This is a genomic window from Pseudomonas sp. MYb60, from assembly GCF_002979555.1.
Lineage (GTDB): Bacteria > Pseudomonadota > Gammaproteobacteria > Pseudomonadales > Pseudomonadaceae > Aquipseudomonas.
This window is the reverse complement of record NZ_PCOZ01000008.1, coordinates 335,238-350,303: the sequence shown is the minus strand read 5'-3', so window position 1 is coordinate 350,303 and position 15,066 is coordinate 335,238. Positions and strand designations below refer to the sequence as shown.

Sequence of the window (15,066 nt, the reverse complement as noted above, 5' to 3'; positions counted from 1 at the left end):
TCAGTACCCGAATTTCTTGACGACCATAGAGCATTGGAACCACCTGATCCCATCCCGAACTCAGCAGTGAAACGATGAATCGCCGATGGTAGTGTGGGGTTTCCCCATGTGAGAGTAGGTCATCGTCAAGATTAAATTCCAGAACCCCATTTGCGAAAGCAAATGGGGTTTTGTTTTGGGCGCGTGAAAAGCCTGTCGCCGTTGGCATCAGACAGGTTCTAGGCCTACTTCGACTGTGGTACGCAGGCTTTCTATGCAATGACCCTGCGCATGGCTATCATGCCTGCCTCATTGTGAGGCGATACTTGCATGCTGACGTTGTTAAAACTTCTTAAAGATGGCCGTTTCCACTCCGGAGAAGCACTTGGCGCCGCCCTGGGCGTCAGTCGCAGTGCTGTCTGGAAACAGCTCCAGCACCTTGAGGCCGAGTTGAACCTGCCTATCCATAAAGTGCGTGGCAAAGGCTACCAATTGGCATCGCCACTGATGTTCCTGAATGCGGAAGAAATTACCGCTCACGCGCGTTCTACGCTATGGCCTGTGCATATTTACGACTCGATTGACTCAACCAATGCCGAAGCCTTGCGGCTTGTGGACGCAGGCAGCGCTGCGCCGTTCCTGGTGCTGGCTGAGCAGCAGACGGCAGGCAGGGGCCGACGTGGCCGCAAATGGGTAAGTCCATTCGCCCAGAACGTGTATTACAGCCTGGTCCTGCGCATTGACGGTGGACTGCGTCAATTGGAAGGGCTGAGCCTTGTCGTGGGGCTCGCAGTCATGCAGGCTTTGCGTGAATCCGGCGTGCAGGGTGCTGGGTTGAAATGGCCCAACGACGTATTGGTAGGAAACAAGAAGATCGCCGGTATTTTGTTGGAATTGGTCGGGGATCCGGCGGATATCTGCCATGTTGTCCTCGGAATCGGCATCAACGTAAATATGCAAAAAACAGCGGAAGTCGATCAGCAGTGGACTTCTGTGCAGCTTGAAACGGGTTCGCCTGTCGATCGCAATCGCCTTGTCGCTCAACTGGGCGAGCAACTGCAGGGTTACCTTGCCCGCCATAAAAGTGACGGGTTTGCAGCGCTACAGCAGGAGTGGGAGCAGAATCACTTGTGGCAGGGTCGGGCGGTATCTCTCATCGCAGGCGTCAATCAAATTGAAGGCGTGGTGCAAGGCGTGGATCGCCAGGGCGCGTTACGCTTGAGCGTCGATGGCATTGAAAAAATATACAGCGGTGGTGAGTTAAGCCTGAGGTTGCGTGATGATTCTTGAGCTCGACTGCGGAAATAGCTTTATCAAGTGGCGCGTGCTTGGCTCGCAGAAGGTGAGTGTCAGCGCAGAGGGTGTCGTGGGCTCGGACGCGGCGTTGATTGAAAGCCTGGGGGCGCTTCCAGGCTTGCTGCTCACTCGCTGTCGTCTGGTGAGTGTCCGGGCGCAGGACGAAACCAACAAGTTGGTTGAGGCGCTGAAGGCCGCTTTTGGTGTGGAGGTTTCTTGCGCAGTATCGGCGCGCGAAATGGCCGGTGTGCGCAACGGTTATGACGAGTTCGAGCGTTTAGGCCTGGATCGATGGCTGGCGATGCTTGGCGGGTTCAAGTTGGCGTCCCGCGCCTGCCTGGTACTGGATTTCGGCACGGCGGCCACGGCTGACTTCATCTGTGCAGACGGTGAGCACCTGGGCGGATTCATCTGCCCGGGAATGCCCCTCATGCGTAATCAACTGCGCACGCATACCCGCAAGATACGCTATGACGACGTGGCTGCTGAGAGAGCCTTGGAGCGCCTTTCGCCTGGACGAACGACTGTAGAAGCCGTCGAGCGAGGTTGTGTGCTGATGCTGAGAGGGTTTGCGCTTACCCAGCTTGAATTGGCTCAGAAATACTGGGGAAGTGACTTCTCCGTATTCCTGACGGGTGGGGATGCGGACCTGGTCGCAGACGCGGTTCCGCAGGCGCAGCTCGTCCCTGATCTAGTTTTCGTCGGCCTGGCGATGGCGTGCCCCTTGTCCTGAGGTGTTTATGCGTTGGTTGTTTCTACTACTACTCGTCCTCAACGCTTTCTACTATGTGTGGCATCAACAAGAAGCGCCGTTGAGGGCCAAGGATGTCACCCCTTTGAGTCTTTATCGTGGTCCCCAGCAGGATATCCGCCTGCTGAGTGAGTCTTCTGAAGCTACGCAGCGGCGTGATCGGGCCAAAGCGCCGGATGATCAAAGCCTGTGTTTGTACATTGGTGGCTTTAACGATCGGCGCCAGGTGCTTTCCCTTGAGCAGCGCCTTATAAGCCTGGATATAAAGGCCCGGATTCAATTGTTGAGTGCTCCGGACGTGTCGGGGTACTGGGTTCGCGTTGCCCCGGAAAGCCGGCGCCTGGCGGATGACCTGCCCTTTGAAAACCTTGCTAAGGAATTCAATGAGTTAAAACATAAAATAATGTTGTGCGAAGGCGTTGCAAGTCTCGAATAGTTTGCATAGAATGGCGCCCGCTTCGCAGTGAACGCCTTTACGGCCTACAGTGTGAAGCGACGGTCAATGCAGCTAACCTCATAATTTAAATGAGAAAATGCTTGACAGAAGGTCGGCGTGATGTAAAATGCCGGCTCGCTTAGGAGGGGTTCCCGAGCGGCCAAAGGGATCAGACTGTAAATCTGACGTCTACGACTTCGAAGGTTCGAATCCTTCCCCCTCCACCATTTTTAGCGTGAGCTGCAAGCTCCGCGGGTATAGTTTAGTGGTAGAACCTCAGCCTTCCAAGCTGATGATGCGGGTTCGATTCCCGCTACCCGCTCCAAGTTTGCAGGTTGTGCAAGGTGTTTTGCTCTTGTAGCTCAGTTGGTAGAGCACACCCTTGGTAAGGGTGAGGTCAGCGGTTCAAATCCGCTCAAGAGCTCCATATAACAAGGCAGATATGAAAATATCTGCCTTTGTTTTAACAGCTATCTCGGCTTGATACTGGTTTTTCTGGCGTGAACGTCAGGTGGTTTCAAGTCTCTTGGGGTTGGTTGTTGTAAAGTCTTTTTCAGGCCTGCATAATGGTCGGCCTGATTTTGTTTTAGGTCAGTAGCTCAATTGGCAGAGCGACGGTCTCCAAAACCGTAGGTTGGGGGTTCGATTCCCTCCTGACCTGCCAGATTCACGTGGTGTGTCTGGCTTTCTTTTCACAGGATCTTCATAGATGACTCCTAAGGCTGAAGCTAAAAGCTCTCGTTTCGATCTCGTCAAGTGGCTCGCCGTAGTTGCTCTGGTGGTCGTAGGCGTTGTTGGCAATCAGTATTACTCTGCTTCGCCGATCCTGTACCGTGTTCTCGCTCTGCTTGCCCTCGCTGCTGTTGCTGCCTTCATTGGTCTGCAGACTGCAAAAGGCAAGTCGTTTGCGGTCCTGGTAAAGGAAGCTCGCACCGAAATTCGTAAAGTCGTTTGGCCGACTCGCCAAGAAACCACGCAGACCACTTTGATTGTGGTGGCTGTTGTTCTGGTTATGGCGTTGCTGTTGTGGGGTCTAGATTCCCTGCTCGGCTGGCTTGTTTCCTTGATTGTTGGCTAAGGGTGTCCCGTGGCTAAGCGTTGGTACGTTGTTCATGCTTACTCGGGTTACGAGAAGCATGTTATGCGCTCTTTGCTGGAGCGCGTAAAGCTGGCAGGCATGGAAGATGGCTTCGGCGAAATTCTGGTTCCCACTGAAGAAGTGGTTGAAATGCGGAATGGCCAGAAGCGCAAAAGCGAACGCAAGTTCTTCCCTGGCTATGTGCTGGTTCAGATGGACATGAATGAAGGTACTTGGCACTTGGTCAAGGACACTCCTCGTGTCATGGGTTTCATTGGCGGTACTGCTGATAAGCCTGCTCCAATCACTGACAAGGAAGCGGAAGCAATTCTGCGCCGTGTTGCTGATGGTAGCGACAAGCCCAAGCCGAAGACGTTGTTCGAGCCGGGTGAGGTTGTTCGTGTCACAGATGGTCCGTTTGCTGATTTCAACGGTACTGTCGAAGAAGTTAACTACGAGAAGAGCCGGATCCAAGTGGCAGTGCTCATTTTCGGTCGCTCTACTCCGGTAGAGTTGGAGTTCAGCCAGGTCGAAAAGGTCTAGCTGATCAAGCATCCCAACCCCACAGTCCTAGGCTGTGGGGTTTTGTCGTCACTGGGATAAACGCGCAAGTAACCGGGGAGCCTTTCGAGGCGTTTGAACCCGTAATTGGAGTGCCTCATGGCCAAGAAGATTACCGCTTACATCAAGCTGCAAGTGAAGGCCGCTCAGGCCAACCCAAGTCCACCTGTCGGCCCGGCTCTGGGTCAGCACGGCGTGAACATCATGGAATTCTGCAAGGCCTTCAACGCCCGTACTCAGGGTCTTGAGCCAGGTCTGCCGACTCCAGTGATCATCACTGTATACAGCGACCGTAGCTTCACTTTCGAAACCAAGTCGACCCCGGCTTCGGTTCTGCTGAAGAAAGCTGCTGGTCTGACTAGCGGTTCCGCTCGTCCTAACACCGTTAAGGTTGGCACCGTAACTCGTGCTCAGCTGGAAGAAATCGCGAAAACCAAAAACGCGGATCTGACTGCAGCTGATATGGATGCAGCCGTGCGTACCATCGCCGGTTCTGCTCGTAGCATGGGCCTTAACGTGGAGGGTGTGTAATGGCTAAGCTGACCAAGCGCCAAAAGGCTATCGCCGGCAAAATCGAAGCAGGCAAGGCCTACAGCTTTGTAGACGCTGCTGCTCTGCTGACCGAGCTGTCGACTGTCAAGTTCAGCGAGTCTGTTGACGTTGCTGTAAACCTGGGCGTTGACCCACGTAAATCCGACCAGGTCGTTCGTAGCGCTACTGTGCTGCCACACGGTACTGGCAAGACTGTACGTGTTGCTGTCTTCACCCAAGGCCCAGCTGCTGAAGCTGCTCTGGCTGCCGGTGCTGATCGCGTTGGCATGGACGACCTGGCTGCCGAAATGAAAGGCGGCGACCTGAACTACGACGTAGTTATTGCCTCCCCGGACGCAATGCGTGTTGTAGGTCAGTTGGGTCAGATCCTGGGTCCTCGTGGCCTGATGCCTAACCCAAAAGTCGGCACCGTAACCCCAGACGTAGCTACCGCGGTTAAAAACGCCAAGGCTGGTCAGGTTCGTTATCGCACCGACAAAAACGGCATTATCCACACCTCCGTTGGCAAGGTCGGCTTCGACGCCGTCAAGCTGAAGGAAAACGTTGAAGCCCTGATCGCTGATCTGAAGCGTATCAAGCCAGCTTCCTCGAAAGGTATCTATGTCAAGCGCGTTACCCTGAGCACCACTATGGGCCCAGGTCTGGTCATCGACCAAGGCTCGCTGGACGTATAAGACACAGATTGGCGCGAGCGATCGCGTCAATTGAAAAAATTGGGGTCCCTGCCTGGCGGGGGCTATCCAAGACCGTAGGCGACGCAAGTCTTAAACCACAAGCCTACGCAGATGGTGCTCCCGGTTCCTTACCGAATCAGACACCAAAACGACATCCGGCTCCGGCCAGATGAAACGGTAACAAGCAGGAGTTAAACCCGTGGCAATTAATCTCGAAGACAAGAAGGCCATCGTCGCTGAAGTCAACGAGGCTGCCAAAGCTGCTCTGTCCGCTGTCGTGGCTGATGCCCGTGGTGTGACAGTAGGCGCTATGACCGGACTCCGTAAAGAGGCTCGTGAAGCTGGCGTATACGTACGTGTTGTACGTAACACCCTGCTCAAGCGCGCTGTTGCTGACACTGAATACAGTGTCCTCAACGACGTGTTCACCGGCCCGACTCTGATCGCGTTCTCCAAAGAACATCCAGGCGCTGCTGCCCGTTTGTTCAAGGAATTCGCCAAGAGTCAGGATAAGTTCGAGATCAAGGCAGCTGCGTTCGAGGGCAAGTTCCTCGCAGCTAACCAAATCGACGTACTGGCAACACTGCCGACCCGCGACGAAGCCATTTCGCAGCTGATGAGCGTGATTCAAGGCGCTACCAGCAAGCTGGCTCGTACTCTGGCCGCAGTTCGCGAGCAAAAAGAAGCCGCCGCAGCCTAAGGCTGAGCGACTTCTCTCGCGTATTTTTGTTTATTTCGATGGCCGAGTAGGCCGTCCCCCAATTCAGGAAATACAGCAATGTCTATCTCCCAAGACGATATCCTCAACGCCGTAGCTGAAATGTCGGTTCTGCAGGTTGTTGAGCTGATCAAAGCTTTCGAAGAAAAATTCGGCGTTTCCGCTGCCGCTGCTTCCGCTGGCCCAGCTGCTGCTGCTGCCGTTGTTGAAGAGCAAACCGAATTCAACGTCATGCTGACCGAAGCTGGCGAGAAGAAAGTAAACGTGATCAAGGCAGTACGTGAACTGACCGGTCTGGGCCTGAAAGAAGCCAAGGCTGTAGTTGACGGCGCTCCTGCCATGGTTCTGGAAGCTGTTGCCAAAGACGCAGCTGACAAAGCCAAAGCTACTCTGGAAGAAGCAGGCGCTAAAGTCGAGCTGAAGTAAGCATCGACCTTGCGTCTCCAGCCCAAGCGTTAAGCTGAAGGCTGATGGCTGGTGGCTCTTGCCACCGGCCTTTTTCCGTTATTGGCTGTCGACTCGGTCGCCGCCATTAACGCGCTGTAGCCACCCGATGCGGTGGTGCAAACCATGGGGTTTGCAAGATTTTCTGGCTGCTCCCGTCGGAGGGGCCAAACAAGCAGGTGACCAAGCTGGGGAACGCTGATGGCTTACTCATATACTGAGAAAAAACGTATCCGCAAGGACTTTAGCAAGTTGCCGGACGTCATGGATGTCCCGTACCTTCTGGCTATCCAGCTGGATTCGTATCGTGAATTCTTGCAGGCGGGAGCGACCAAAGATCAGTTCCGCGACGTGGGCCTGCATGCGGCCTTCAAATCCGTTTTCCCGATCATCAGCTACTCCGGCAATGCTGCGCTGGAGTACGTGGGTTATCGCCTGGGCGAACCGGCATTTGATGTCAAAGAATGCGTGTTGCGCGGTGTTACGTACGCCGTACCTTTGCGGGTAAAAGTCCGTCTGATCATTTTCGACAAAGAATCGTCGAACAAAGCGATCAAGGACATCAAAGAGCAAGAAGTCTACATGGGCGAAATCCCATTGATGACTGAGAACGGTACCTTCGTTATCAACGGTACCGAGCGTGTGATCGTTTCCCAGCTGCACCGTTCCCCGGGCGTGTTCTTCGACCACGACCGCGGCAAGACGCACAGCTCCGGCAAACTCCTGTACTCCGCGCGGATCATTCCGTACCGCGGTTCGTGGTTGGACTTCGAGTTCGACCCGAAAGACTGCGTGTTCGTTCGTATCGACCGTCGTCGCAAGCTGCCGGCCTCGGTACTGCTGCGCGCGCTCGGCTATACCACCGAGCAAGTGCTGGACGCTTTCTACACCACCAACGTATTCAGCCTGAAGGATGAAACCCTCAAGCTGGAGCTGATCGCTTCGCGTCTGCGTGGTGAAATTGCCGTCCTGGACATCCAGGATGAAAAGGGCAAGGTCATTGTTGAAGCTGGCCGTCGTATTACTGCGCGCCACATCAACCAGATCGAAAAAGCCGGTATCAAAGAGCTGGAAGTGCCTCTGGACTACGTCCTGGGTCGCACTACCGCCAAGGTCATCGTTCACCCGGCGACAGGCGAAATCCTGGCTGAGTGCAACACCGAGCTGAACACTGAAATCCTGGCCAAGATCGCCAAGGCCCAGGTCGTTCGCATCGAGACCCTGTACACCAACGACATCGACTGCGGTCCGTTCGTCTCCGACACCTTGAAGATCGACTCCACCAGCAACCAATTGGAAGCGCTGGTCGAGATCTATCGCATGATGCGTCCTGGCGAACCACCTACCAAAGACGCTGCCGAGACCCTGTTCAACAACCTGTTCTTCAGCCCTGAGCGCTATGACCTGTCTGCGGTCGGCCGGATGAAGTTCAACCGTCGTATCGGTCGTACCGAGATCGAAGGTTCGGGCGTGCTGTGCAAGGAAGACATCGTCGCGGTACTGAAGACTCTGGTCGACATCCGTAACGGTAAAGGCATCGTCGATGACATCGACCACCTGGGTAACCGTCGTGTTCGCTGCGTAGGCGAAATGGCCGAGAACCAGTTCCGCGTTGGCCTGGTACGTGTTGAGCGTGCGGTCAAAGAGCGTCTGTCGATGGCTGAAAGCGAAGGCCTGATGCCGCAAGACCTGATCAACGCCAAGCCAGTGGCTGCGGCGGTGAAAGAGTTCTTCGGTTCCAGCCAGCTCTCGCAGTTCATGGACCAGAACAACCCGCTCTCCGAGATCACCCACAAGCGCCGTGTTTCCGCACTGGGCCCGGGCGGTCTGACCCGTGAGCGTGCTGGCTTTGAAGTGCGTGACGTACACCCGACGCACTACGGTCGTGTTTGCCCGATCGAAACGCCGGAAGGTCCGAACATCGGTCTGATCAACTCCCTGGCGGCCTATGCGCGCACCAACCAGTACGGCTTCCTCGAGAGCCCGTACCGCGTGGTGAAAGACGCTCTGGTCACCGACGAGATCGTGTTCCTGTCCGCCATCGAAGAAGCTGATCACGTGATCGCTCAGGCTTCGGCCACGATGAACGACAAGAAAGTCCTGGTCGACGAGCTGGTAGCTGTTCGTCACTTGAACGAGTTCACTGTCAAGGCGCCAGAAGACGTCACCTTGATGGACGTATCGCCGAAGCAGGTAGTGTCGGTTGCAGCGTCGCTGATCCCGTTCCTCGAGCACGACGACGCCAACCGTGCGTTGATGGGTTCCAACATGCAGCGTCAAGCTGTACCAACCCTGCGCGCTGACAAGCCGCTGGTAGGTACCGGCATGGAGCGTAACGTAGCCCGTGACTCCGGCGTTTGCGTCGTGGCTCGTCGTGGCGGCGTCATCGACTCCGTTGATGCAAGCCGTATCGTGGTTCGTGTTGCCGATGACGAAGTGGAAACCGGCGAAGCTGGTGTCGACATCTACAACCTGACCAAATACACCCGCTCGAACCAGAACACCTGCATCAACCAGCGTCCGCTGGTGAGCAAGGGTGATCGCGTTCAGCGTAGCGACATCATGGCCGACGGCCCGTCCACCGACATGGGTGAACTGGCACTGGGTCAGAACATGCGCATCGCGTTCATGGCATGGAACGGCTTCAACTTCGAAGACTCCATCTGCCTGTCCGAGCGTGTTGTTCAGGAAGACCGCTTCACCACGATCCACATCCAGGAACTGACCTGTGTGGCACGTGACACCAAGCTTGGGCCTGAGGAAATCACTGCAGACATCCCGAACGTGGGTGAAGCTGCACTGAACAAGCTGGACGAAGCCGGTATCGTTTATGTAGGTGCTGAAGTAGGCGCAGGCGACATCCTGGTCGGTAAGGTCACTCCGAAAGGCGAGACCCAACTGACTCCGGAAGAAAAACTGCTGCGTGCCATCTTCGGTGAAAAAGCCAGCGACGTTAAAGACACCTCCCTGCGTGTACCTACCGGTACCAAAGGTACTGTCATCGACGTACAGGTCTTCACCCGTGACGGCGTTGAGCGTGATGCTCGTGCACTGTCCATCGAGAAGACCCAGCTCGACGAGATCCGCAAGGACCTGAACGAAGAGTTCCGTATCGTTGAAGGCGCGACCTTCGAACGTCTGCGTTCCGCCCTGGTAGGCCACAAGGCTGAAGGCGGCGCAGGTCTGAAGAAAGGTCAGGACATCACCGACGAAATCCTCGACGGTCTTGAGCACGGCCAGTGGTTCAAACTGCGCATGGCTGAAGATGCTCTGAACGAGCAGCTCGAGAAGGCCCAGGCCTACATCGTTGATCGCCGCCGTCTGCTGGACGACAAGTTCGAAGACAAGAAGCGCAAACTGCAGCAAGGCGATGACCTGGCTCCAGGCGTGCTGAAAATCGTCAAGGTCTACCTGGCAATCCGTCGTCGCATCCAGCCGGGCGACAAGATGGCCGGTCGTCACGGTAACAAAGGTGTGGTCTCCGTGATCATGCCGGTTGAAGACATGCCGCACGATGCCAATGGCACCCCGGTCGACGTCGTCCTCAACCCGTTGGGCGTACCTTCGCGTATGAACGTTGGTCAGATCCTTGAAACCCACCTGGGCCTCGCGGCCAAAGGTCTGGGCGAGAAGATCAACCGTATGATCGAAGAGCAACGCAAGGTCGCTGACCTGCGTAAGTTCCTGCACGAGATCTACAACGAGATCGGCGGTCGCAACGAAGAGCTGGACACCTTCTCCGACCAGGAAATCCTGGACCTGGCGAAGAACCTGCGCGGCGGCGTTCCAATGGCTACCCCGGTGTTCGACGGTGCCAAGGAAAGCGAAATCAAGGCCATGCTGAAACTGGCAGACCTGCCAGAAAGCGGCCAGATGCAGCTGTTCGACGGCCGTACCGGCAACAAGTTCGAGCGCCCGGTTACTGTTGGCTACATGTACATGCTGAAGCTGAACCACTTGGTAGACGACAAGATGCACGCTCGTTCTACCGGTTCGTACAGCCTGGTTACCCAGCAGCCGCTGGGTGGTAAGGCTCAGTTCGGTGGTCAGCGTTTCGGGGAGATGGAGGTCTGGGCACTGGAAGCATACGGTGCTGCTTACACTCTGCAAGAAATGCTCACAGTGAAGTCGGACGATGTGAACGGTCGGACCAAGATGTACAAAAACATCGTGGACGGCGATCACCGTATGGAGCCGGGCATGCCCGAGTCCTTCAACGTGTTGATCAAAGAAATTCGTTCCCTCGGCATCGATATCGATCTGGAAACCGAATAACACGTGACGCGAATCGAGAGCGGGGCCGTTTGGCCCGCTCTCTGCTCCGCCAGGAGGAAAGGCCTTGAAAGACCTACTGAATTTGCTGAAAAACCAGGGTCAAGTCGAAGAGTTCGACGCCATCCGTATTGGATTGGCATCGCCTGAGATGATCCGTTCGTGGTCGTTCGGTGAAGTTAAAAAGCCGGAAACCATCAACTACCGTACGTTCAAACCCGAGCGTGACGGCCTGTTCTGCGCCAAGATCTTTGGCCCGGTAAAGGATTACGAGTGCCTGTGCGGTAAGTACAAGCGCTTGAAGCACCGTGGTGTGATCTGCGAGAAGTGCGGCGTTGAAGTTGCACTGGCCAAGGTTCGTCGTGAGCGCATGGCGCACATCGAACTGGCTTCGCCGGTTGCCCACATCTGGTTCCTGAAATCGCTGCCGTCCCGTATCGGCTTGCTGATGGACATGACCCTGCGTGATATCGAACGCGTTCTCTACTTCGAGAGCTATGTCGTTATCGATCCAGGCATGACCACCCTTGAAAAAGGTCAGCTGCTGAACGACGAGCAGTACTTCGAAGCGCTGGAAGAGTTCGGCGATGATTTCGATGCCCGCATGGGTGCCGAAGCCGTCCGCGAATTGCTGCACGCTATCGACCTGGAGCACGAGATTGGCCGTCTGCGCGAAGAAATTCCGCAAACCAACTCGGAAACCAAGATCAAGAAACTGTCCAAGCGTCTGAAGCTGATGGAAGCCTTCCAGGGTTCCGGCAACTTGCCAGAGTGGATGGTGCTGACCGTTCTGCCGGTTCTGCCGCCAGACCTGCGTCCGCTGGTACCGTTGGACGGTGGTCGTTTCGCGACGTCCGACCTCAACGACCTGTACCGCCGCGTGATCAACCGTAACAACCGCTTGAAGCGCCTGCTCGATCTGTCCGCTCCGGACATCATCGTGCGCAACGAAAAGCGTATGTTGCAAGAAGCGGTCGATGCCTTGCTCGACAACGGTCGTCGTGGCCGCGCTATCACCGGTTCCAACAAGCGTCCTCTGAAATCCCTGGCTGACATGATCAAGGGTAAGCAAGGTCGTTTCCGTCAGAACTTGCTCGGTAAGCGTGTTGACTACTCCGGTCGTTCGGTAATTACCGTAGGCCCGACCCTGCGCCTGCACCAGTGCGGTCTTCCCAAGAAGATGGCACTTGAGCTGTTCAAGCCGTTCATCTTCGGCAAGCTGGAAATGCGCGGTCTCGCGACCACCATCAAAGCGGCCAAGAAAATGGTCGAGCGCGAACTGCCAGAGGTTTGGGACGTTCTCGCTGAAGTGATCCGCGAACACCCGGTTCTCCTCAACCGTGCACCGACCCTTCACCGTCTGGGTATCCAGGCGTTTGAACCGGTACTGATCGAAGGTAAGGCTATCCAGCTGCACCCTCTGGTCTGTGCTGCGTACAACGCCGACTTCGACGGCGACCAAATGGCCGTGCACGTACCGCTGACACTGGAAGCCCAGTTGGAAGCGCGTGCGTTGATGATGTCGACCAACAACATTCTGTCGCCAGCCAACGGTGAGCCAATCATCGTTCCGTCGCAGGACGTTGTATTGGGTCTGTACTACATGACCCGTGAAGCGATCAACGCCAAGGGCGAAGGTCGTGTGTTCGCTGACCTGCAAGAAGTTGACCGTGTGTTCCGTGCCGGCGAAGCCGCACTGCACGCCAAGGTCAAAGTGCGGATCAACGAAACCGTCAACGACCGTGATGGCGGCAGCGTGACCAACACCCGTATCGTCGACACCACTGTCGGCCGTGCGCTGTTGTATCAAGTTGTGCCAAAAGGTCTGTCGTACGACGTCGTCAACCTGCCGATGAAGAAAAAGGCGATCTCCAAGCTGATCAACCAGTGCTACCGCGTGGTTGGTTTGAAAGAGACCGTGATCTTCGCTGACCAGTTGATGTACACCGGTTTTGCCTACTCGACCATTTCCGGCGTTTCCATCGGTGTTAACGACTTCGTTATCCCGGACGAGAAAGCCCGCATCATCGGTGCTGCCACCGACGAAGTGAAAGAGATCGAGAGCCAGTACGCTTCGGGCCTGGTTACCCAGGGCGAGAAGTACAACAAGGTAATCGACCTTTGGTCGAAGGCGAACGACGAAGTTTCCAAGGCGATGATGGCCAACCTCTCGAAAGAGAAAGTCATCGACCGTCACGGCGACGAAGTTGACCAGGAGTCCTTCAACTCGATGTACATGATGGCCGACTCGGGCGCACGGGGTTCTGCTGCGCAGATCCGTCAGCTCGCCGGTATGCGTGGCCTGATGGCCAAGCCGGACGGTTCCATCATCGAAACGCCGATTACTGCGAACTTCCGTGAAGGTTTGAGCGTACTTCAGTACTTCATCTCCACTCACGGTGCGCGTAAAGGTCTGGCGGATACCGCGTTGAAAACCGCTAACTCCGGTTACCTGACGCGTCGTCTGGTAGACGTTGCCCAAGACTTGGTGGTTACCGAGATCGACTGCGGCACCGAGCACGGCCTGCTGATGACTCCGCACATTGAAGGCGGTGACGTTGTAGAGCCGCTGGGTGAGCGCGTGTTGGGTCGTGTTATTGCCCGTGACGTATTCAAGCCAGGTACCGAGGAAGTTATTGTTCCTGCCGGCACTCTGGTAGACGAGAAGTGGGTCGAGTTCATCGAGCTCAACAGCATCGACGAAGTGATCGTTCGCTCGCCGATCAGCTGCGAAACCCGCTACGGCATTTGTGCCAAGTGCTACGGCCGTGACTTGGCTCGTGGTCACCAGGTGAACATCGGTGAAGCGGTCGGCGTTATCGCTGCCCAGTCCATCGGTGAGCCGGGTACCCAGCTGACCATGCGTACGTTCCACATCGGTGGTGCGGCAAGCCGGACCTCCGCAGCTGACAGCGTTCAGGTGAAGAATGGCGGTACTGTCCGTCTGCACAACCTCAAGCACGTTGAGCGAGTGGATGGCCACCTGGTTGCTGTGTCCCGTTCCGGTGAGCTGGCCATCGCTGATGACTTCGGTCGTGAGCGTGAGCGTTACAAGCTGCCATACGGTGCTGTGATCTCGGTTAAAGAAGGTGACAAGGTTGACGCTGGCGCTATCGTGGCCAAGTGGGATCCGCACACTCACCCAATCGTTACCGAAATGAAAGGTACCGTGACCTACGTGGGCATGGAAGAAGGCATCACGATCAAGCGTCAGACTGACGAATTGACCGGTATGACCAACATTGAAGTACTCGACGCGAAAGATCGTCCAGCTGCCGGTAAAGACATCCGTCCTGCCGTGAAGATGGTCGATGACAACGGCAAGGATCTGTTGCTGCCAGGCACTGACGTAATCGCTCAGTACTTCCTGCCAGCCAACGCCCTGGTCGGTGTGGCGGATGGTGCGAAGATCGCGATCGGTGATGTTATCGCGCGTATCCCGCAAGAAACGTCGAAAACTCGAGACATCACCGGTGGTCTGCCGCGTGTTGCCGACTTGTTCGAAGCACGTCGTCCGAAAGAAGCGTCGATTCTGGCTGAAGTCAGCGGCACCATCGCGTTCGGTAAAGAGACCAAGGGCAAGCGCCGTCTGGTCATTACCCCGAACGACGGTAGCGATCCGTACGAAGAGCTGATTCCGAAGTGGCGTCACCTGAACGTGTTCGAAGGCGAACAGGTAAACCGCGGCGAAGTTATCTCCGACGGTCCTAGCGATCCACACGACATCCTGCGTCTGCTGGGTGTGAGTGCGCTGGCCAAGTACATCGTTAACGAGATCCAGGACGTTTACCGTCTGCAAGGCGTGAAGATCAACGATAAGCACATCGAGACCATCCTGCGTCAGATGCTGCGTAAAGTTGAAATCGCTGAATCCGGCGATTCGAGTTTCATCAAGGGCGACCAGATGGAACTGACTCACGTACTGGTAGAGAACGAGCGTCTGGGCGCGGAAGACAAATTTGTTTCCAAGTTCACTCGCGTGCTGCTGGGTATCACCAAGGCATCGTTGTCCACTGAGTCGTTCATCTCGGCGGCCTCCTTCCAGGAGACCACTCGCGTATTGACCGAAGCAGCGGTAACCGGCAAGCGCGATTACCTGCGCGGCCTGAAAGAAAACGTGGTTGTGGGTCGTTTGATCCCGGCTGGTACCGGTTTGGCCTACCACAGCGAGCGCAAGCGCCGCCGTGATGCAGACAAGCCGTTGCGCGTAAGCGCCAGTGAAGTGGAAGCTGCACTGACCGAAGCGCTGAACTCAAGCGGTAACTGAGTTCTGCGATAAGTAAGTCTGGGCCCTGGCAGCCCCAT

At 55.9% G+C, this 15,066-nt stretch carries 11 protein-coding genes, 4 tRNA genes and 1 rRNA gene; all 16 read left to right on the top strand.

Annotation, left to right across the window (positions count from 1 at the left end):
• The first annotated feature begins 15 nt into the window (after positions 1 to 15).
• The 16 genes from rrf (at position 16) to rpoC (ending at position 15,028) form a co-directional block, all read left to right on the top strand.
• A 5S ribosomal RNA gene (gene rrf / locus CQ041_RS16780) occupies positions 16 to 131 on the top strand.
• 178 nt (positions 132 to 309) lie between these two features.
• Positions 310 to 1,269, top strand: coding sequence for a bifunctional biotin--[acetyl-CoA-carboxylase] ligase/biotin operon repressor BirA (birA, locus tag CQ041_RS16775; protein WP_105523503.1), 960 nt, complete (start codon positions 310 to 312; stop codon positions 1,267 to 1,269).
• A complete protein-coding gene (locus CQ041_RS16770) occupies positions 1,259 to 2,008 on the top strand; it encodes a pantothenate kinase (RefSeq protein WP_105523502.1) in 750 nt (249 codons plus the stop codon). Before birA ends, CQ041_RS16770 begins: the two co-directional genes overlap by 11 nt.
• A gap of 7 nt (positions 2,009 to 2,015) precedes the next feature.
• Complete coding sequence (locus CQ041_RS16765; RefSeq protein WP_105523501.1) at positions 2,016 to 2,462, top strand: hypothetical protein; 447 nt, start codon at positions 2,016 to 2,018, stop codon at positions 2,460 to 2,462.
• Positions 2,463 to 2,604: 142 nt separating this feature from the next.
• Positions 2,605 to 2,689: transfer RNA gene (locus CQ041_RS16760), tRNA-Tyr, on the top strand.
• A 24-nt stretch (positions 2,690 to 2,713) separates the two neighbouring features.
• A tRNA-Gly gene (locus CQ041_RS16755) sits at positions 2,714 to 2,787 on the top strand.
• A gap of 26 nt (positions 2,788 to 2,813) precedes the next feature.
• Positions 2,814 to 2,889: transfer RNA gene (locus CQ041_RS16750), tRNA-Thr, on the top strand.
• 161 nt (positions 2,890 to 3,050) lie between these two features.
• Positions 3,051 to 3,126, top strand: a tRNA-Trp gene (locus tag CQ041_RS16745).
• A gap of 45 nt (positions 3,127 to 3,171) precedes the next feature.
• Positions 3,172 to 3,540, top strand: coding sequence for a preprotein translocase subunit SecE (secE, locus tag CQ041_RS16740; protein ID WP_105523500.1), 369 nt, complete (start codon positions 3,172 to 3,174; stop codon positions 3,538 to 3,540).
• Positions 3,541 to 3,549: 9 nt separating this feature from the next.
• The gene (nusG, locus tag CQ041_RS16735; RefSeq protein ID WP_003176436.1) at positions 3,550 to 4,083 is read left to right on the top strand and encodes a transcription termination/antitermination protein NusG; all 534 of its coding nucleotides are present in this window, start codon (positions 3,550 to 3,552) and stop codon (positions 4,081 to 4,083) included.
• Between the two features lie 117 nt (positions 4,084 to 4,200).
• The gene (gene rplK, locus CQ041_RS16730) at positions 4,201 to 4,632 is read left to right on the top strand and encodes a 50S ribosomal protein L11 (RefSeq protein WP_003176435.1); all 432 of its coding nucleotides are present in this window, start codon (positions 4,201 to 4,203) and stop codon (positions 4,630 to 4,632) included.
• A complete protein-coding gene (rplA, locus tag CQ041_RS16725) occupies positions 4,632 to 5,327 on the top strand; it encodes a 50S ribosomal protein L1 (RefSeq protein ID WP_032884532.1) in 696 nt (231 codons plus the stop codon). Before rplK ends, rplA begins: the two co-directional genes overlap by 1 nt.
• Before the next feature lie 199 nt (positions 5,328 to 5,526).
• The gene (gene rplJ / locus CQ041_RS16720; protein ID WP_016969477.1) at positions 5,527 to 6,027 is read left to right on the top strand and encodes a 50S ribosomal protein L10; all 501 of its coding nucleotides are present in this window, start codon (positions 5,527 to 5,529) and stop codon (positions 6,025 to 6,027) included.
• A 78-nt stretch (positions 6,028 to 6,105) separates the two neighbouring features.
• A complete protein-coding gene (gene rplL, locus CQ041_RS16715) occupies positions 6,106 to 6,471 on the top strand; it encodes a 50S ribosomal protein L7/L12 (RefSeq protein WP_005791984.1) in 366 nt (121 codons plus the stop codon).
• 219 nt (positions 6,472 to 6,690) lie between these two features.
• Complete coding sequence (gene rpoB / locus CQ041_RS16710; RefSeq protein ID WP_105523499.1) at positions 6,691 to 10,764, top strand: DNA-directed RNA polymerase subunit beta; 4,074 nt, start codon at positions 6,691 to 6,693, stop codon at positions 10,762 to 10,764.
• A gap of 64 nt (positions 10,765 to 10,828) precedes the next feature.
• On the top strand, positions 10,829 to 15,028 hold the full coding sequence (gene rpoC / locus CQ041_RS16705; protein WP_105523498.1) for a DNA-directed RNA polymerase subunit beta': 4,200 nt from the start codon (positions 10,829 to 10,831) through the stop codon (positions 15,026 to 15,028).
• Positions 15,029 to 15,066 lie beyond the last annotated feature (38 nt).